This is a genomic window from Pseudoalteromonas sp. PPB1 (assembly GCF_015356275.1).
Classification (GTDB): Bacteria; Pseudomonadota; Gammaproteobacteria; order Enterobacterales; family Alteromonadaceae; genus Pseudoalteromonas; species Pseudoalteromonas rubra_D.
This window is the reverse complement of record NZ_JACEQV010000003.1, coordinates 178,053-197,295: the sequence shown is the minus strand read 5'-3', so window position 1 is coordinate 197,295 and position 19,243 is coordinate 178,053. Positions and strand designations below refer to the sequence as shown.

Genomic DNA, 19,243 nt, shown 5'->3' with positions numbered 1-19,243 from the left:
CAAATAAATAGCAAAATTTCGCCTGATTATCGAGCCTATTTCCTCGCCTCAAAATAGAACACTTAATGCAGCAAATTGGTATAATACTCTGTCAGGTTTCAAATGTTGAGTTGTGTAATTGAGTTCAATTAATTAACGCGTTAAGGGCTTTGACTTCCTGCGCTATATTGATCAACAGCGAGCGACAATGTTGACGATCAGCTGACAGGGCTGCCTCTTCTAGCTGAGCCAGATATTCACTGCACCGCTCTGCGCCTATGGCCCGGGCGGACGTTTTAAGAAAGTGCGCATGTTCTTTTAGTTCTGAATATGCTGCGTTGCTGTAGGCGCTTAAAAATAGCTTGCAACTGGACTCTGCCTGAGTGACAAAATCGCGTTGAAATTTTGCTATGGTGGGCAGGTCCTCGCCGATTAAGTCTATCAGCGTTTGTTGATTCAGTCTGGTTAGGTGTGTGTTGTTACTTTCCATACCATTTCTCTATGACGGTTTTAAAACGTTCGAGCTGAACGGGTTTGCCAATACAATCATTAATGCCGTACAAGTGGCAGTTTTCTAATTCATTTTTAACCGCTGCGCCAGTCACTGCCACAATTGGAATGGCCTTGAGCGCCAATTGCTTTTCGGTTTGGCGAATACGCTTCGCCATTTCATATCCATCAACGATAGGCATGTGGCAGTCGGTGAGGATCAATTTGTACTCTTTCTGACGCCAGCTTTCGAATCCTTGCTGGCCGTTTTCTGCGAGTGTGCAGGTGTAGCCAAGCTTCGCCAGCTGTTTCACCATCAGGTTTTGATTAAAAGTGTTATCTTCAACCAGCAAAATTCCAGGGCGAAGGTCAGCTACCGCACCAGTTTCGTCAGTACCTGAGCATGAACTGTTGGGAATTGATGACTGGGGAACACTCGAGACAGGTTGTTTATCTGCTAAATAGGTGAGTAAATGCATCGCCTGGCGTGTGATGCCATAGCGGGTTGCCAGGTCGATATTCAGAAATGTTGCATCGGGTAGCAAGTGTTTCAGTTGTTCGGTAAAACTTGTTTGGTGGCAGATTAATACCCGATGCGTTTTAAGTGTTTCCTGATAGTTACATAATTCCGTAAGGTCCTGTTCTGACTTAATAAAGCAGCACACCAGTGCCTTGTCCGGTATAGGAGAAGGAAGCTGTTCTAAGTCCACCTGGTGCATGTGTACCGCTAGCCTTTCTAGTACTGAATATGGGTATGATTCTGGCGGATTATGGTGATCTGGCGTGACATAAATGTCCTGGAATAAAGCGGTGTCACAGTGATGTGAGAATCGGTGGATTGGAATACTGACTCTGAAAATACTGCCGCGATCCACTTTGCTTTTTAGTCCTATTCGCCCACCCATCAAGTTGATTATGTTTCTTGAAATGGCGAGCCCTAAACCCGTTCCACCATATACCCGAGTGGTTGATTTATCGGCTTGGGTAAAGGGGTGAAAGAGCTTTCTCTGGGTTTTTTCATCAATACCGATACCATTGTCTTTCACTAAAATAGAGAGCTCGCCCTGACTGTGACTTTGGAGCTGCCAATCTACTTCAATGACGACATTACCACTGCCTTTGGCTGGGGGACCACTGAACTTAATGGCGTTGCTGAGCAGGTTAAAGAGTACCTGACGGATCCGGTTTTCGTCGCAATAAAGCATTGTGGGAAGCTGCGGTGATTCAACGACTTTGAGACTGACATGGCGTTTTTCGGCATTGGAGGCAAAGGTCAGCAGTACGTTATGCAGCGTTTTTGAAATATCAAACTCCCTGAACTCTAATTCTAACTTGCCCGCTTCAATCTTGTTGATATCCAGAATATCGTTCAGAATGTCGACTAGATTCTTTGCTGAGACGGATGCGGTTTCGAGCAGCTCCATCTCTTCAGGATCATGCTTTTGCAGTGAGAGCAGCTCTAGTGAGCCGATGATGGCATTCATCGGTGTTCTTAGCTCATGGCTCATCATCGCCAAAAAGTCAGACTTTGCACGGCTTGCGCGCTCGGCTTTAGTGACGGCACATTTCAGATCTGACGTGCGGGCTTTGACGCGGGTTTCCAACTCGGCATTTAATTTGGATAGCTCCATGTTGGCACGATATACTTCGGATTGATCGACGCAGACACCATCAAGGCGATAGTTGTTACCGTAATCATCCTGTGCAACCACGCCTTTAGCGAATATGTGCAGTTCCTCGTTACTAGGCAGGATAGCCCGAAATACCTGTTCAAAATCATCGCCGCTTTCAAGGGCTTCTTTGAGTCCATTTGAGACTCGCTCCCGGTCTTTCGGATGAATGCGTTCAAGCCACTTCTCATAGCGGCCGGTATCCTGTGCAGCCAAATCAAAGATACTACTGGTTTGCGGGTCCCAGTCCCAATACCACTGAGCGCTTTTTCTGAGCACACTCCAGGTGCCGACCTTGCCAGCTTCCAGGGCAATACGACGGCTTTCATGGGCGCTGTTAAGGTGGATGAGCATCTGTTTTTCCTGAGTGCATTCACGCAAGGTACCAAACAAGCTCAGATGATCACCGCAGCCATGGCGCTGGTCGCCACTGAGTTCAAACCAGTGTGGCACAGCGTCTATTAATACACGAAATTCAAATTTTAGCCTGACGTTAGACTGAATATGCTCCTCAATGAAACTCAGTGCCAGTGGACGGTCATCTTCATAAATCAAATTGGTAAAATCATGCCAGTCGGTTAAGGATGGGCAGTGTAGGAGTGCGCAAAAAGTCTGAGAAAAGTAAGGACGTTCGAAGGTGGTATCAACCTGCCAGACCCCTATATCACCACATTGTAGTGCCAGTTCAGCCAGTTCACCGAGATGTGGCAGGTGGTGATGGCTAATAGGATTAATAATCAGGCAGGTATCAGCGCTGAGGTGGTTACTGACAGTAATATTGAGCCGCATGCCCGAGGGTAAGATGGCCAGCGCAGTGCTACCAGCTGTCTGGCTGAGAAAGTCACTGTCTGCTTCGCCACGTTCTGCAATTTGGCACAGATCAAAAAAGCAGACAGGTTGCGCTTTATGATTGCTCAATTGCAGGAGTGTTTCTGTAGCCTCATTGAAATCAATTACTTGCCATTGGCTATTTACGGTAAGTATCGCGAGATCCAAACTCTGGATATCCATTTCTTTTCCCTGCCTGACTTTGCCTAACTTTATTATTGTTCAATTTGCGACGATTGGGGAAAAATCGACTCAGATAATGCGTTTAACTGTTCCTGAGCGTGTTCGGCGTATCTGGCGTACGCTATGTTAATAAAGTGCCGCATAGGGAGTGGGCTTTATGATGTCTGTGCCCTGATATTGGCCCCCGCATCCGGAGGCCAATGCTTACTTGACTCAGAACTTGTTGGCAGGTGGCCACTGTGAGTTCGCGATTTCGTCTTCCCCGACGGCGCTGTTAGCTTCAACGCTGATAGAGTGAGGTGTATCTGTTTTAGGAATGGATACTTCTACAACATAGTTGTTGTGTGTATCGGTCCTGATCTCCTCCATCACAGCCATCAACTCACTCAGGGTATTCGCTCGCCGTCCTTCACCACCAAAAGCCTGGGTAATATTGGCGATTTTCCAGGCTGGTAAGTCATTGTAGCTGTAGACAGTGTCGAGTAGCTTGTCCTGATAATCAACAGGCGGCGTTCTGAACGGGTTAGGGTTGACCAGGTATTGCTCGATACCATAAATACCGTTTGCCAATACAAACACAACGGTGTTTTGTCCATAAGCATGTTGGTCAGCAACGGCCTGGCAGGTTTCATGAAAAGCGCCATCACCAACGACAACAACCGAACGTTTATCCGGAAAGGCACATTTAATTCCCGTGCCGGCAGGTACAGAGTAGCCGATGGACAGCCAGGCTGCCTGAGCAACAAAGCCATCTTGTGCTGGTATTTTTACACTCTGTGCGCCAATTAGCGGGAAGCCGGCATCGACGACCAGAACATCATCTTCATCAAGCCATTGACTGAGGGTAGCAAAGAAGCTGTCATAGCCCAGTTGGGCATCCGCTGTTGCGCGCTTCATAAGCGGTTGTTGCATACGTAACCCTCTTAAACTGGCAGGTTGTTGCTTTGCCAGTGCAGTGAACTCCTCAATCAGACACTGTAAGTAATCTTCAAGGGTCGCAGAGGCGTAGTAGTTGGCACCAACATATACCCCTCCTTGCGCAGCGAGCACAGTGCGGTTGCTGCGAATATCCTGATTGCCAGTATCTTTGCCTGTCGTCCAGGCTCCAACACCAACTAAAACTCCGTCGTCTCCAACCAGGGAGTCTACTTCGGAGGGACTCATAGTGACACAGCCTTCAAACCACGGGTGGGTTTCAGCAATAACCGATTTGCTTAAGGCAGAGGTGACAAAGTGAATATGTCCTTCGGGCACCGTATGACTGCGATTGATCACTTCAAGCAATTCCAAAAAGGTATTTTGCAGGCCAAAACGTTGCAGCTCTGCGCCTGCCCAAAAAATACTTTTTGGCTGGCTAAGCATCAGCTCTACCGTTGCTTTAGCTGCTTGCTGTGCTTCGCTGACGGTGACGCTGGTTGGATTATTCAGTGCAAGAGGCTGACCAGGTTTGATGCACTCTGCCCGCCAGACATCCTCACTGACTTCGAAATACACAGGTCGGCGCTCTGACAGCAGAGCCGCTAGGGCTGAATCAATCTGATAAGGCGCCTGATTGGCATTGGTGATACGTTCAGCCGCGACGGTGACTGGTCTGAACATGTGAATATCGACAAATTCATAGCCGGTCGTGTGTGAGTAGAGCAGTCCGGCATTCTTTGAGATCTGATCTTCTTTGTTGGTGGGGGCGCCGTTGATCAAGATCACCGGTACCTGCTCAACGAAAGAGCCGGCAATGGTGTTGAGTAGGCTGAATGCACCTACGCTGTAGGTAACGTACAAGGCACTTGGGCCTTTTAATCGGGCATATGCATCGGCAGCAAACCCAGCACAAATTTCATTGGCATTGCCGTTAATTCTAATCGGTGAGTGGCTGTCAGCCAGTATGGTGTCGAGTAAAGCCGCGGTGTAGTTGCCGGCGACACCAAACATTTGATCGACGCCAATTTCTTCCAGTCGTGCTTTGAAATAGTCCGCGACTGTAAAATGGTGCGTAATTTGAGTCATTGATTCTCTCCAGAGCAAGCTTGGCAGGTTGTCTCCTGCCAGTAGGTAGTGAGGGCACCCGATACAGGTGCCCAAAGCAGGATCACTTAAGGTCGAAGTAGCTGAGGTTCACACCCAGTACGTTTTCAACCTCTGATGGCTTCTCAATCGGGGCGCTGCCTGCTGAGAAGTTTGGCTCAATATAGTGATTAATAAGCTTGCTGGCGTTTTCTTCATAGGCAACTTTAATGGCTTCAGATGAGCTGATGTGTGTCGTTTGCTCATACACTTCGCTTAGCGGCTGGAGTCCAAATCCTTGCTTGAGTGCGAGATCGGTAGAGCGCAATGCACCTTCTACCCAACCCTGGTAGTCAGAAAAGGCTTCACCACAAGTAAACAAGTTTGGCAGGGGCTCTGTGAGTTCAGCCATCACTTGCTTGTCATCAGCACCCACCGCCCATTGGTGTACACCAAAGCCAAATTGTTGGCTTGGTGGCACATCAAAACGGACACCACCTTGCCAGATCCGCGCACTGGTCAGGATTGGTTCTGGCACATAGTGTGTATTGAAAATGTCTTTGAAGAAACGAGTGGCTTGTTCAACCACTGCGGTTGATGCGGGATAGATATCACCTGGGACGTCAGTAACATAGTCGTCCTGATGTGGGTGGTGATAGGTCTCTCCAATATTTTGCAGTGCGCTCCAGAAATTAATGTTCAGGTAGTCACAATATATCGTCAATGCAGCGGGGCGCTCGTATTTTTCACTGCTAATGTGATCCAGTTTAGCCTGGGTGCTTTGTGAAGGTTCGGTTTTACGCTCCTGATACATCAGGGCCGCGACCAACTCTTCATTTACAGCATAAAATGGGTATACCGAACCTGTCGGTAGATCGGCAAAGTTGGGTCCAAATTCGACGGCCGGACGTCCGGTGGTGCCGCGTCCCCACCAGGCAGTGTCGTAATAGAGGTTAATCTTCAACAGTGGCTGGTTTGAGGTGGATTGCAAAGTGTTCCATAATTGTTCTGAGCGCTCTTTATCCAGCGTGTTAAACGCGTTAGAGCGAACAAAAAGCTTCTCAAGTGCTAATCTGGGCAGGGCAAGAATGACTTTTTCGGCAGTGACTTTGCCTTTGTGGCTGCGTCCGTTGTCGTCTGTGTGAAGGTAGTGCAGTTCGTAGTGATTGTTCTCTTCTACAAAAGAGATCTCTTCAATACTGGTTTGCAAGTGAATGTTGTCGGTGCCTATTTTATCGACGAGTGAATTTGGCAGTGTGCTGAATCCGTCTTTAAAGGTTTTAAATTGCACACCTGCCGGAAAATCTTCCAGTAGCTGATAGGCCACCCCGGCATTCATCTGTGACAGAAAAGTGCCATTGAAGCCAAGTACACGGTACAGCATGTTTATGCATTCCTGAGAGTAACCCATGGCCGTGTAAAGGTCCCATAACGTCCATTCATTGAGCGTTTTGCCTTGCCATTGGCATTCCAGTCGGAATGCCTGCCAGAATTCCGGGCCCCTTACTTCTGGGCGGGCCTTAAACTGAGGATTAGCCTGAAGGATTCGGTTGAAGACCACATTGACAATGTCCTTTGGATTAACGCCCTGCTCAGACGGTGCCAGATTGTAAAGTTCAGACCAAATTTGATAGTTATCTTGTGCTGCGGTGTTAACGCTGAAGCTTTTACCGCGGAAAAATAATCGGTTATCGCCGCCGCTGTTCATGGGAAAGGGCACTATCTGATCCTGGAGGTCCAGGTTGAGGAACAGCGCCATCAAGTCATCCATGCCATCGAATAAAAACCGCATGCCACCTTGTTCTTCTTTTACTGTAATCGTGGGGGGCGTATCACTGCGTTGATTTTTGAATTGAATTAAATCTGAATCCAGTCGACCGCCGGTGCGATTAGATCGCTCAAAGATTGCCAGGTTGTCACAGCCTGATTCATTTTGTAGCCGCCATGCACTGTATAATCCGGCCATACCAGCCCCTACAATGGCCACTTTCAGATGCTTAGGGAGGCTTTTGTCGCTGATCTCATTGCCAAAAGAATAATGCGTCATAGTAGTTCCTTAATTCGTTATTTACCGTTTTTTGTCACAAACGACGGCAACAATCTTTACGACGACTTCTGTTCAGTTGTGTGGGCTTGTTATCGCTGTCTTTTGGTGAAGGCCTGACAGGCACGAGCCAAAAATAGAGAGCAGCCTTATTACAATGCTGACACCAAAAAGACATAATCCACATAAAATGTAGCACAGGGGTTAATTTTTATATGGTTTGTGTCCAAAAAATCACAGTAATTACACTAGGTCGCTGAATATAAAACAGTTAAATTTGTCACCTCACTAGCCCTATCCACTATGTCTGCTTTTAGGGGACTTGAGCCCGTTAAAGAAATATTGCACACTCATGACGGGAACACCGTGCTGTCCGGTGCCAGAACTGTTTTTGCAAGAGAAGGAACGATGCGTTATCTGCTCAACCAGGTTGAAATAGACTTACTTAAAGGCACCGCAACCACACACGAAGCTTCGCACGATATTCGTGCTAAGACGTTGGCAGTGCTGAAAATATTGATCCAACATTCAGATCAGGTGGTGACCAAAACACAGCTGCTGGAAACTGTCTGGCAGGGCGTGGTGGTTCAGGAACAAGTGTTGGTTCAGTCTATCCGCGAACTGCGTGAAATTCTGGGCGCAGATTGCATCAAAACACATCCCAGAATTGGTTATCAACTGGCTGTGGCGCCAATTCCCATTCAGGGGTCTAAAGTGACCGACAAGTGGCGTTTTGCTGTGGTGTCAGTCGTGCTTATGCTTATCATCAGCGGGTTGTGGCTAAATGGGATGCGCGCAGTCAATCAGCCTGAGACGCGATATCCAACCATTGCGTTTCTGCCGGTAGAGAATGCCATGCTCGACGATGTGCATGCTGCTGTGCCTTTGCATGGTCTTGCCTATTTAAGTGAACACACTCAGGCAGAAGGGGGGTTGCCCGTCGTTGCGGCAGAGCATGTGTTAACAACGTTATCTCACAGCCCCTGGTATTCTAACGATACTGCGAAGATCCGAATATCCCGACGCCAGGATGTGTTGCAACTCCAGGAGCGATTGGGGGCGGATTTACTGGTCGAAACCCGCCTCAGTGGCTTTCCACAAGATATGCAGTTGCAATACACGCTGCACTTTAATCGCGGGGCTGAACAAGGGGTGGTCTTTGCGTCAGAGCCTGAACTGGCCTACCAGGCATTGATAGCACGGCTCGCGACGCGATACGGCGAACATGATCAGAGGTTGGACATACAAAGCAATCTGGATTTCAGCAATGAGGCCTTTGCCCGGGGCTTGCAGATGTATTTATTGCGTAACTATCAGGAAGCGATTGCTTTGTTGCGCTCTGCCTTGCGTCACGCTGCTGATCCCTTGACGGTCAGGCGTTACCTTGCCGCAAGTCTGGCAAATAATGGCGACGTAGCGGCAGCGCTGTCCCTGTTGCAGCAAAATATTGTGGCAACCGGCGATGACGTCGTGACTGAGCGAGAGCGCATGCGTGCCAATCTTATGATGGGTTATTTGCTCATTAACTGGCCTCAGCAAACAGATCGTGAGCAGGAACTGATCAGGGCGGAAAAGTATATAGCGACTGCGCGTGAGCAGGCCAGTGATAATTCGGATCATTTGTTTATTGCTTACGCGCTGGAAGAGCTGGGTAAGATAAAACGCATTCAGGGTCGCTATAGCGAGGCTTCTCGTTTATTGCACTCAGCGCTGAGCTATCATCAACGCTTTGATGCGATTTATGGCCAGACCAATGCATTGATTGAGCTGGCCCGGATTGCAACTGAGCAGGGAGAGCATCAGGAAGCAACGCGTTTATTTGCACAGGCACACCAGGTTGCTGAGGCCAGTAACGCCGTTCCTAACCAGATTTGGATCTGGCTGGCACAGGCTGATTTGCTGCGCCAGGCTCGTCAGGTTGAGCAGGCAAATCAGCTTGCATTACGTGCCAAAGCCTTGGCTAAAAATGCAGATGATCCGGTACTGATTGAGCGGGTTGAGGCCTGGTTTGCCAAAGCGCCAATTTACACGGTTAACTAAAGGCACAGTGCCGCGCTTTTATAGGCTGCAATAGTCATCATACCCAGAGGATGGCACGGTATCTTTGTGGCGCACATTCTGTTTGCGTAATTGCTCAACCTGCTTGCCGACCTCATTGACTGCGACAATCTTATCTTTGACGAAGTAAACCCAGTCGACATCTTGATAGTACTGGCGCATTTCGTTGGAATTGACGATTTTATTAGGGTCAAACCACTGGTTGAAGTTTATCGACATCGCCACTTCCGGGTATACGTCGCTACCATGCTCTGCGTACAGTTTGCCGTTAATGTAGTATTTCAGCGTGTCGTTGCCAACTTGTAACACCAGCGTGTTCCAGCCTTGCAGTGGATTGATGTCGTAGTCATAGGCGTTGACCTTGGTCCAGGGCGTGAGCTGAAACGTTTCCCAGGAGGTTGCGAATAAGGCATGGCGGTCGGTGCCCCATCCTCCATTTGGCAGGTACTCAAAATCCATTTCACTGTAGTTCTTGTCCATGGGGGCAGCCAGTGGGCTGATCGCATAAAAAGTCTGGATCACCCCGTCACCGTCTGGTCCATATTGGGGGCTATCTGTAAAATAGACCCGCGCGGCATACGTCCCTTCAAGGTATTTTCGTTTATGGCACACCTGTACATGACGGGTATTTTCGGCACTGCCATCAGTTTTTGAGGTTAAGCGCATGACCTGGTTTTCCGGGTTGTGTGGATCAGCATGAAAGCTCACCCCTTCATGCCACCAGGTGGCATTTTTTATGCCGGGATGGCCGACATCTGAGCGCAGTTGCCAGCCATTATCTTGTGCTTGCTCAAAACGCGTATAAGTGAAATCGTCAAACATGATTTGGACCGGCTGAGCACCCAGAGGTTGGCTGGTACAGGCAATCAGCATGCTGGCACCTAAGACTGAAAAAGAAAAAAAGACGGGGTTTTTCATCGCGTATTCCTTGTTGTTATTGGACAGCACCAGCGTTGACCGAAACAACAGGATATACCAGTTAAAAACGCTTAAATTGATAAAAATGCGTTTATTAAAAAATATTAAATGTTTGATTTTATTAGATTGAATTTAAAAATGAGCCTTAGCTCTTCCTTAAGCAGGCTCATTGGGCTAGTAAGCTGTGTTAATTTTGTACCTCAACTTCCTGACCATCGGTCAGTCGCTCTGCGCCGCGTACCGCAACTCTGTCTCCTGCGATAAGCTGATGGCTTGGCTTAGGGGTAATGGCCACGCGCTGGCCCTGACCCTGGCCGACTGTCACGGGGATTTGTGTTGCCGTGTTACTGGCATCAATTTTGACCACATGAATACCTTGTTTTCGCAAGATCAGTGCATCACGATTAACTAATAATGCCCGGTTACTGGCTGCCAGTGGCACTGATACATCTACCAGTTGTCCGACTGCCCAGTGTTGCTGGTTCTCTGACTCTCCCGGCTGGTCGAGCATTGCACGCACTTCAAAGGTTTGCGAGCGCGGATCGGTGGCAGGGATCACGGCACTGACCTGCGCGGTTGTGGTTTGCGGGGCATCCAGATTACCGGCACTAACAGGTAAGGATTGGCCTGTGCGTACGTAGCTCAGGTATTTCACGGGCACATACAAGCGCGCTTCAAGCTGGTGGATGTCTACCAGGTTCAGTAATTCATCAGCCCGGCTGACGTCTCGCCCGGCACGATGGTAACGTTTGCTAATGATGCCTGAGAATGGGGCTGTTACCGTTGCCCGGTTGAGTTGATCTTCAATCACCCTGAGCTCAACTTGCGCCAGCGCGATATCTGAGAGCACCAAATCATGGGCATTTTGTACTTTGTCTACCTGACTGGCTGCAGCACTGCTGGTTTTAGCCAGTTCAGTCAGGCGTGCGAGTTCTTGTTTCTGAAATCGTAAATTCACTCGAGCGCGTTTGAGCATCTCTAGCTGGCGTGCTTTTTCAAGCTCAAGTGGCAGGGTATCCATGCGCACCAGAACATCACCTTGCGCAACCTCCAAACCGGGCTCTGCAACGTAGTGTAATCGGCCTGACACACCAGCCGTGATGACCATATCACGCTTACCATGTAAGGTTCCATTGACGGCCAGCTGACTGGTAAGCTGGCCCTGAGATACAGGCTCAACTGTCACGGGCTGGGCTGCATTAACCAGCTGACTGAAGCTGACGGCACTGGCTACAAGGGCGGTGACTAAAGCGCGTTTATATTGACTTGCAAACATAGTGGGCTCCTACTGATTCGCGACCAAATTTAACTGAGGTTTGTCGTTATTGTTATTGACCTTGGGGGTTGGTTTCTTATCTGAGCCAAGTTGTAACAGACTGGGCATCAGGACCAGCGTAAACAAGGCACTGATGGCCATGCCACCAACGATAACCGTGGCAAGGCCACGATAAATCTCTGACCCAACGCCGGGCATCAACATCAGTGGTAACATGCCGAATAGACTGGTCAGCGTACTGAGATAGACAGGTCGGGCGCGCATCAGCACTGCCTGCTCGACGGCATCGCGGCGACTCAAGCCCTGCGCTTGTGCATGACGGGTCTGGTCAACCAGCAAAATAGCGTTGTTGACCACCAGGCCGAGCAAGATGATAAAGCCGATCATGGTGAGTAAGTCTAAAGACTGGAAAGCAAACAGGTTGAGCACATAGAGTGCGACAACACCACCGGCAATGGCCAGTGGCATCACGAGCAGCACCAATGCACTGTCCCGGACTGATTTAAATAATGCGGTCATCAATAAAAATAGAATAAACAGAGCGAGGAAGAAGTTGAGGGTCATTTCTTCTATGGCACTGTTCATTTTTTGGGCATTTCCGCCAAGGATAACACCTGCCGTTTCTGGCAACTGTGCTTTGATTTTGGGCATCACTTGCTCGGTCAGGATAGCCTGTGCTTGTTGCAGGCTCATCTCTGCTGGTGGAGTAACTATGATGCTGACTGTGCGACGGCCATTGATCCTTTGAAGTTGGCTGGGTCCTACAGTACGGGTGACCTGCGCAAGCTCGCCTAGTGTCTGGATCCCGGCATCTGGCGTAAACAAAGGTAAGGCTTTGAGTTCTTCTGGTGTTTGCCACGACTGGCCACGTAAAATAACGTTCATTCGTTCATTACCGTTAAAGTACTCATTGATAAATAGCCCACCGGTAAACGCTTGTACTGCCTGCGAGACATCCTGACGAGTCAGTCCCGCCTGCGTAATTCGACGGTCATTGGGGTGGAGTCTGAGTTCTGGCTCTGCCATATCCAGACGAGGCTGTGGGCGAGCTGTGGCATCAGGCATTGCTGTTTTTACTGCTTGTAGCGCAACTTCTGCCCCGGCAACCAGGTCGTCCATATTTGGCCCGGTGAGTTCAATATTGATATCGCGACCGTCACCGCCATTAGCGATGTTAATCATAGACCCCCTGAAAAAGAACACCTGAGTATCCGGCAGGTCGACAAAGATTTCTTCCCGGGCTACTTGCATCAACTCCTCAACGCGCTGCGGATCTGCGGAGTAAATAAAACCACCGGCATTGGCGCCAAAAATGTAAAAGTTGAAGTCTTTTATTCCAGGTTGTTTGTCGCCATGATAGTAAGGCATCAGTCGTGCTCTGACACGTTTTAGCAGCTCTTCTTCCATGTAGGCCATATTGCCACCTGGCGGCGTGATCAGGTTGAAGAAAAAGCCATCTGTTGGGGCCCGCGGCATAAAGTCGGTTTTTGGTAACATAGTCAATGTGACGAGTGCGGAGCCGCCGAGTAAAGCACAAACCCAGCTGAGTTGTTTCAACTTGCTGTTGGTCAGATGCATGATAAGGGCGGTGAGTTTGTGCCAATAGTGTTTGTAAGGGTCGATTTGTGTTTTGCTATCAGGCAAATAACGGTTGGCGACCGGAATAATGGTCAGGGCACATAACAATGAAGCAACAACGGCGATGGAAAGGGTCAATGCCAGATCGGAAAATAACTGCCCTTCAATACCCGCCATGAACAAGATGGGTAGAAAGATGGCGACGCTGGTCGCCGTTGAGGCAAACAGTGCACCGGCAACTTGTCCTGCACCACGCAAAGCCGCCTTATAGTCGTCGAACCCGTTGGACTTTAGACGCGCGATATTCTCCTGCACTATGATGGCTGCATCCAGTACGAGCCCGACAGCAAAGGCCAGACCTGCCAGAGAAATCACATTCAGACTGCGCTCGAACGCATTGAGTGCTAAAAAGGCGACCATTAAAGAGACTGGGATCGTCGCTGCGATGATCAGTGTGGTTTTTATCCCTCTAAAGAACAGCCAGAGAATGGCAAGGGATAACAGTACGCCTAGCCCTAGATTGCTTTTTACCAAGAGTAGCGCATTTCGAATATGGATAGAGGCATCGTAGCTGAGCTCAATCGCAATGCCTGCTTCTGGCAGTGGACCTGCATTTAGTTCGGCTATCGCCTGGTTGATACCGTCAAGTAGGGCCACTGTGTTGGCACCATTAGCCCGGGAGACGGTGATATAATAGGCCGGTTTGCCGTTACGGCCACTCATCGCCCGTCGGTCGGAGTATGTTTCGGCAACGGTGGCGACATCACCCAGGTAAATGGGGCGATCCTGAGAATAGCCAATACGCATTTGCAGCATATCTTGGAGATCGTACTGACCGGTAAAGCGCACTGTATATTGACGTCGCCCAACATCGGCCAGACCCCCTGAGGTATCTCTGGAGCTGGCCAGAGTTTGTCGGATCTGACCTAAAGTGAGCCCCAAAGCAGCCGCTTTATGAGGGTCAAACGTGATACGAAGCTCTTTTGGCCTTTCACTGGCAAGGTTGACTCGGGCAACCCCCGGAATGCTTGCGAGGCGTGGCTCGATGAGCTCTTCAATGGTTTTTTGGTATTGTGCCATATCCAGGTCTAAACCATCACCTTTGAAGTGTAGCGGGGTGACGAGCAAAGAAGCGGCATTAGGTCCGGCAGGACCACCATTACCACCGGCACTGACAACCGGGTCTATGGCATCTAATGGTAGTGGCGGCGCCTGATTTAGGTTGGTTAGTACATCCAGCATTGCTTGCTGCATGTCAGTTCCGACGGCAAAGGTTAAGGAGATAAAGCCGTTGCCGCGATTGATGGTGGTGTTTACCTCCAGCGCGCCTGGCGTATTTTTAACTGCGTTTTCCAGTGGTTCTATGATCACTGATTCGATTTCTTCGGGAGCCGCTTCCCGCCAGCCAGAAAATATGGTTATTTGTGGTTGTTCTATATCCGGCGTAAGTTGGATCGGTAACTTAAAAATACTGAGAATACCAAACAGTATTAGCAGCACCAGGATCACGACGACAGCAGCGGGGTTTTTCAGTGAATTGCGTGTCAGGTTCATAACAACGTCCAAGTGTTGAGCTTCACTGTGCAGTTTAATGAAATGACAAAAAACTGCTAGCGTTAGGTAAGCTGGAGTTTTTGAATTTCACGACAAATAGCAACATATTAGCGGTGGTTGACCAAGCTGTAATACCTTGTAACGATTTCATCGATTTAGACACATTTCAAACCACCACATCCGGGTAGGCTCTGGGTTTTTTTTAAACGGAGTTCAGATGAAGCATACTTCGTTCTGTGAGCGTGAAACTGTACTGAATGAGTCATTGATTTCCTAATCCAGATCAGAAAATGTCATGAAAAAAACGGTGAATTGACTACTTTTTGACAATAATTTCCGGTAAGCTTCGCGCGCATTCCTAGGTACAATCCTAATTTAGTATGGGATAGACCGAACGGACCAAGATGAATTGAGCTTAGAAGGAGAGTTGAGATGTTTGTTGCGTTGAAGTGGGATCACCAAATAGGGGCCCATTTTGTTTCCTGGATTGTCGTTGAGTGTTCGGCCGTAAGAGAAAAATTTGGCTTGCCTCAGGCCCTGCCACCGCGTCGTGATGTCGCCTATTTTGTCGACCCTGCCACTGCTGAGGAAGACGCAAAAGCATTCGCTGACTATAAAAACGGTGTAATCGGTATTGAAACCAGTGGCGATTACGCGCCCTATCTGTCTGATCACCATGGTTTCTGCCACTACAGCTGGGATCACACTTATCTGGAAGAGCTGGTCAAACATGCGGTATTGTATTGGGAAGATGGTAAGCACGCCCGGCCAGAGCCGGTACGCGATGATATCGCCTATTTTGCCTGCCCTAAAGACTCAGAGGCAGACAGTCGCTTTTTCGCCCAGTATAAACTACAAACTTCCGCTGAGACACTCGCGAAATCAGCCTAGTGGTGTGGCCCACCTTTGCCGTGGGCCAGATGCTCAGGTTACTGAGCCGCTAAAACGTCAGCCGTGCTATAGGTCGGATAGCCTGAAGGCTTGAATCGATTGAGGTTAGTCAAAAAGCGGCTGTCTTTTACCGGTAAAGTTGCTGAGCCGTAGTCATATTGGTTCAGCTTGTCACGCAAACCCTGATTGTCTATGCCATCTCCCGACATGGTATACCAACTGATGATATTTGGTGTCACAAAGCGGTTGTAACCGTTCTCAGCCACCTCATTCGATTTGGCGAAACGAAATGCATGGGTCAGAATGCCATCTTTGTGGTAGACAATTTTCAGATGGCCGTTTTCGAAAGGTAATTCATTGGCTGGTTTTGTATATAGGTCACCATGGGCGCTGTAGCTGCCATGGGTTACCTGACCATCTTTAGTCCATACCGCTGCATATTCCCAGTCATGGCGGTGCCCACCGCCGAAGTATGGGAATACCTGATCCTTTTTGAAATACATGGCATAGAAGTGACCACAGAAACGACCCTGGTCGGTTTCTTTACAGGCATGGCGATGAACCGTGTTTGACGTGTTTAAGAATTGGCTGTCACGGCAATTGCCGCCCAGGCTGCCTGAGGTTTTTAACCCTGCATTTTGCTGTCCGCTGCGGCTGATCCCAGCACTGGGCAAGCACCCGTCACCATCAAAATCAAATACAGGTTCGGTCCCATTGATTGCATAGCCAGAAGGTAAGGCTTGATCGAGTGCCGCAAAGTCATTTGCCAGCGCCCCGCCGCTCAGCAGGCTGGATGTGACCAGAGTGAGTGCACGTAAGTTTAGTGTTGTCATGTTTGTTCCTTACATCATAAATTGTCGTCATTGTGAGACGACAATATGACACAAGGGTAAATGTGATGTGAAGTTTTTTGTTTTTTAGAGTAAGTTGTCTGTATCCAGCTTTTTGGCAAAATCTGCCTGAACGATTTCCAGTGCGGCGAGTACCTGCTCTGCCGGGACATTATTTTCTTCCAGCAACATGATCAGATCGACGGCCAGTTTAATGTGCTCAGGTGCGTGTTCTAAGGTGCTTTGAGTCATGGCTGAAATTGTTTCTTTTTCGAAATTTGTGAAAGCGCATAATCAACGGCGTCCTTAACGCGTGCTTCCATCTCGGTTCTTTCGTCTGTCGGCAGATAAAATTCCATGTCTACATCGAAGCGGATATAGCGGGCAGGTAACCGGTTTAACGCGGTACAACACAGGTCAGCCATGACATCTTCATCATACTTGTGGTCAAGGCCGCGTTCCTCAATATTTTCGAGCACAATTTTTTCGTAATAATTGTGCAAATCATCATGAAGTTTCATTGTCATGCTCCATTTTGAAGTTATTGTAATTGTACAACATAAACCACCTCAGTGGTTAATGCTAGCGGCAATTTTTAACGGCTGGTGCATAAGCATATGGGGTGTTATGTTTGGGACTGGGAGGCTACAAAACGTTCTGGCCAGACCTGCTGCAATGCGATAAAGAGCTGCATATGCACATCGACCAAACGGCTAACCGCACGTTGATAACCGCCGCCAAGTGCTGCCATCAAAGGAATCCCCAGCTGCCTGGCATGGCGTAGTACTTGAGTATCCCTTGCCAGCACGCCGTCAAGGCTAACCGCTAAGTGCCCAAGTTCATCCAAGCGATATATATCTGCCCCAGCATTGTAAAGGATGATGTCTGGCTGATGGAGTCGGGTGCAAAGCGACAGGGCGTCGTTGAGTGTTGCCAGATAGATGGCATCTGAGCAATCCACAGGCAAGGCAAAGTCGTAGTCGGATTGACGTTTCAGCTTGGGAAAGTTCTGCTCACAATGCAGCGAGCACGTGATTATTTGTGTATCGTTAGCAAGAATTTCAGCACTGCCGTCACCCTGGTGTACATCGCAATCCAGCACTAACACTGTATCGACCTGTCCGGTTTGAATGAGATATTTGGCAGCAATCGCCAAATCGTTGAAAATACAAAAACCGGCAGCCCGGTCGCTAAAAGCATGATGATAACCACCGCTCAGGTTGGCTGCAAAGCCATCGCGGAGTGCTTGTTGAGCAGCTTCTAATGCTGCTCCCACAGAGCGTAAAGTGCGTTCCACTAATTGCTCTGACCAGGGAAACCCCATTCGTTTGACTGCGCCGTCGGGTAAGGTACCACTGAGAAACGCTGTGACATACTCGGGGTCATGACATAACGTGATTTGTGCAGGTGAGGCGACTAAGTTAGGTTGTGTCAGCCAGCTAGCACAAGGAGTTTGTAACAGTTGTTGATAGAGCAGGCGATATTTCTCAATCGGAAACCTGTGCTTTGGGGGCAATGAGAGCGCACTGTAGCTGGGGTGATAAAACAACATAACGACACCACCCAGATCAGGAGCGATTCTGCTTTTCTTGTAGCTGAATCTTATCCTCGGTCGCACTGATGGCTTTTCGGCACCGTCCAAGTCGACCATGCAGGGCAAGGATTTCTTTGTTTAGCTGGCTTGCCTGCTCGGGCGAGGCTTTAATCAGTTGGTCCTGACGCAGTGATATCATTTCTTGCAGTCGTCGCTCGAATTCATGATTTTGAGACAACTCCTGATAGAGTTCATGAGAAGGTTGCATGATCTTTTTCACAGCCTGGCGGTACACTTTTGCTTTTTTATGCGGCCGAAAGCGGTTTTCCTTGGCCCAGACTGGGGTTGATTTAAGCACTTTAATAATGGCTTCAATTTGTTCGCCAATGTGCTCCACCGCATATTGTAAAGCATGACGCTGCGATTGTGGGGGCAAGTTTACGAGCGCCTCTTTCACTTCGTCTACATAGTCACCGAGCTTCAGGCTTTTACTACGAAACACATGGCTGTCAAACAAGCTGGGCTGCGACTGAATATAGCGGTTCTTATCAAACCACTTAGCTTTATCAAACTGCTCAGCATGATGTTGTAACTCGTTAACGCGTTGTCTGAGTTTATCCAGTGGTTGACTCATACCATGTATGCCTCAAATATCAACTTAGCGGTCAACACGATCACCACAGCATTAAACAAGGGTTTAATCAGTCGGCTGCCAAATTTTATCGCTGAATGTGCACCAAGCCAGGCGCCCAGCATCAGAAATGTGCCCATGGTCAGTCCCAGCAGAAAATTGACATGGCCCAACGCGACAAACGTGATCAGGGAAATGAAGTTCGAGACAAAGTTCATCGAACGTGCCAGGCCACAATTAAGTAATAGACTCATTTTGTATAGCATGTCATTAGATGCAGTCCAAAAAGTGCCGGTGCCGGGCCCAGCCAGACCATCGAAAAAGCCCAGAGACAAGCCTTGTAGCCACTGCTTGACTTTCAGCACGCCGGTTTTTTTCGGTAAATCGATGGAGTCGCTGTGACTCATTTTGCCAAACAGGCTGTACAAAGCAACCAGCAAAATGATGACCGGAATGAGCTTATTGAGAAATTCGATGCTCAGTGAATCAACCAGTAAAGTGCCCAGTGCAGCACCAATGGCCGTGGCCAATACGGAGGCGGCCCAAAACCTTGGGTTGAAGAGGTTTTGTTTGTAATAGGTGAAGCTGGCGGTTAACGAGCCGAAGCTGGCTGCCAATTTGTTGGTGCCCAGTGCCATGTGAGGTGGCAGGCCTGCGGTGAGTAAGGCAGGTACTGTGAGCATGCCGCCACCACCGGCAATCGCATCAATAAAACCAGCGGCTAGTGCAACTGTACATAGTAACGCCCAGGTAGCTGGGTCTAAAGCAAATTCGAGCAT

The 19,243-nt window shown here is 48.8% G+C and carries 15 protein-coding genes; 2 read left to right on the top strand and 13 right to left on the bottom strand.

Features of this window, described 5'->3' with window-relative positions; all coding sequences use genetic code 11:
- Positions 1 to 124: 124 nt before the first annotated feature.
- The 4 genes from IY568_RS04720 to IY568_RS04705 form a co-directional block, all read right to left on the bottom strand.
- Positions 125 to 469 (bottom strand): Hpt domain-containing protein, encoded by a 345-nt coding sequence (locus IY568_RS04720; RefSeq protein WP_125559964.1) that lies wholly within the window; start codon positions 467 to 469, stop codon positions 125 to 127.
- Positions 459 to 3,149 carry a PAS domain-containing hybrid sensor histidine kinase/response regulator gene (locus IY568_RS04715; RefSeq protein ID WP_194866889.1) on the bottom strand — a complete coding sequence of 897 codons (2,691 nt, stop codon included), beginning with the start codon at positions 3,147 to 3,149 and terminating at the stop codon, positions 459 to 461. The genes IY568_RS04720 and IY568_RS04715 overlap by 11 nt, the downstream gene beginning before the upstream one ends.
- A 213-nt stretch (positions 3,150 to 3,362) precedes the next feature.
- Positions 3,363 to 5,153, bottom strand: coding sequence for an alpha-keto acid decarboxylase family protein (locus IY568_RS04710; RefSeq protein WP_194866888.1), 1,791 nt, complete (start codon positions 5,151 to 5,153; stop codon positions 3,363 to 3,365).
- Positions 5,154 to 5,235: 82 nt separating this feature from the next.
- Positions 5,236 to 7,197 (bottom strand): FAD-dependent L-amino acid oxidase, encoded by a 1,962-nt coding sequence (locus tag IY568_RS04705; protein WP_194866887.1) that lies wholly within the window; start codon positions 7,195 to 7,197, stop codon positions 5,236 to 5,238.
- Positions 7,198 to 7,497: 300 nt separating this feature from the next.
- Between IY568_RS04705 and IY568_RS04700 the strand changes: the two genes are divergently transcribed.
- Positions 7,498 to 9,234, top strand: coding sequence for a winged helix-turn-helix domain-containing protein (locus IY568_RS04700; protein ID WP_228553130.1), 1,737 nt, complete (start codon positions 7,498 to 7,500; stop codon positions 9,232 to 9,234).
- Positions 9,235 to 9,252: 18 nt separating this feature from the next.
- Here IY568_RS04700 and IY568_RS04695 read toward each other — a convergent pair whose 3' ends face one another.
- From IY568_RS04695 to IY568_RS04685, 3 genes are all read right to left on the bottom strand, one after another.
- A complete protein-coding gene (locus tag IY568_RS04695) occupies positions 9,253 to 10,170 on the bottom strand; it encodes a glycoside hydrolase family 16 protein (RefSeq protein WP_194866885.1) in 918 nt (305 codons plus the stop codon).
- 187 nt (positions 10,171 to 10,357) lie between these two features.
- Complete coding sequence (locus tag IY568_RS04690; RefSeq protein ID WP_194866884.1) at positions 10,358 to 11,446, bottom strand: efflux RND transporter periplasmic adaptor subunit; 1,089 nt, start codon at positions 11,444 to 11,446, stop codon at positions 10,358 to 10,360.
- A 9-nt stretch (positions 11,447 to 11,455) separates the two neighbouring features.
- A complete protein-coding gene (locus IY568_RS04685; protein ID WP_194866883.1) occupies positions 11,456 to 14,578 on the bottom strand; it encodes an efflux RND transporter permease subunit in 3,123 nt (1,040 codons plus the stop codon).
- Positions 14,579 to 15,010: 432 nt separating this feature from the next.
- Between IY568_RS04685 and IY568_RS04680 the strand changes: the two genes are divergently transcribed.
- The gene (locus IY568_RS04680) at positions 15,011 to 15,469 is read left to right on the top strand and encodes a hypothetical protein (protein ID WP_194866882.1); all 459 of its coding nucleotides are present in this window, start codon (positions 15,011 to 15,013) and stop codon (positions 15,467 to 15,469) included.
- A gap of 38 nt (positions 15,470 to 15,507) precedes the next feature.
- Here IY568_RS04680 and IY568_RS04675 read toward each other — a convergent pair whose 3' ends face one another.
- The 6 genes from IY568_RS04675 to IY568_RS04650 form a co-directional block, all read right to left on the bottom strand.
- On the bottom strand, positions 15,508 to 16,302 hold the full coding sequence (locus IY568_RS04675) for an NPP1 family protein (RefSeq protein ID WP_125559983.1): 795 nt from the start codon (positions 16,300 to 16,302) through the stop codon (positions 15,508 to 15,510).
- A gap of 84 nt (positions 16,303 to 16,386) precedes the next feature.
- Positions 16,387 to 16,551 (bottom strand): YbaM family protein, encoded by a 165-nt coding sequence (locus IY568_RS04670; RefSeq protein ID WP_138537626.1) that lies wholly within the window; start codon positions 16,549 to 16,551, stop codon positions 16,387 to 16,389.
- Complete coding sequence (locus tag IY568_RS04665) at positions 16,548 to 16,820, bottom strand: late competence development ComFB family protein (RefSeq protein WP_125559987.1); 273 nt, start codon at positions 16,818 to 16,820, stop codon at positions 16,548 to 16,550. Before IY568_RS04665 ends, IY568_RS04670 begins: the two co-directional genes overlap by 4 nt.
- A gap of 104 nt (positions 16,821 to 16,924) precedes the next feature.
- Positions 16,925 to 17,851 carry a histone deacetylase gene (locus IY568_RS04660; protein WP_138537625.1) on the bottom strand — a complete coding sequence of 309 codons (927 nt, stop codon included), beginning with the start codon at positions 17,849 to 17,851 and terminating at the stop codon, positions 16,925 to 16,927.
- A gap of 16 nt (positions 17,852 to 17,867) precedes the next feature.
- Complete coding sequence (locus IY568_RS04655) at positions 17,868 to 18,467, bottom strand: primosomal replication protein (protein ID WP_194866881.1); 600 nt, start codon at positions 18,465 to 18,467, stop codon at positions 17,868 to 17,870.
- Positions 18,464 to 19,243 carry a TSUP family transporter gene (locus IY568_RS04650; protein WP_194866880.1) on the bottom strand — a complete coding sequence of 260 codons (780 nt, stop codon included), beginning with the start codon at positions 19,241 to 19,243 and terminating at the stop codon, positions 18,464 to 18,466. The genes IY568_RS04655 and IY568_RS04650 overlap by 4 nt, the downstream gene beginning before the upstream one ends.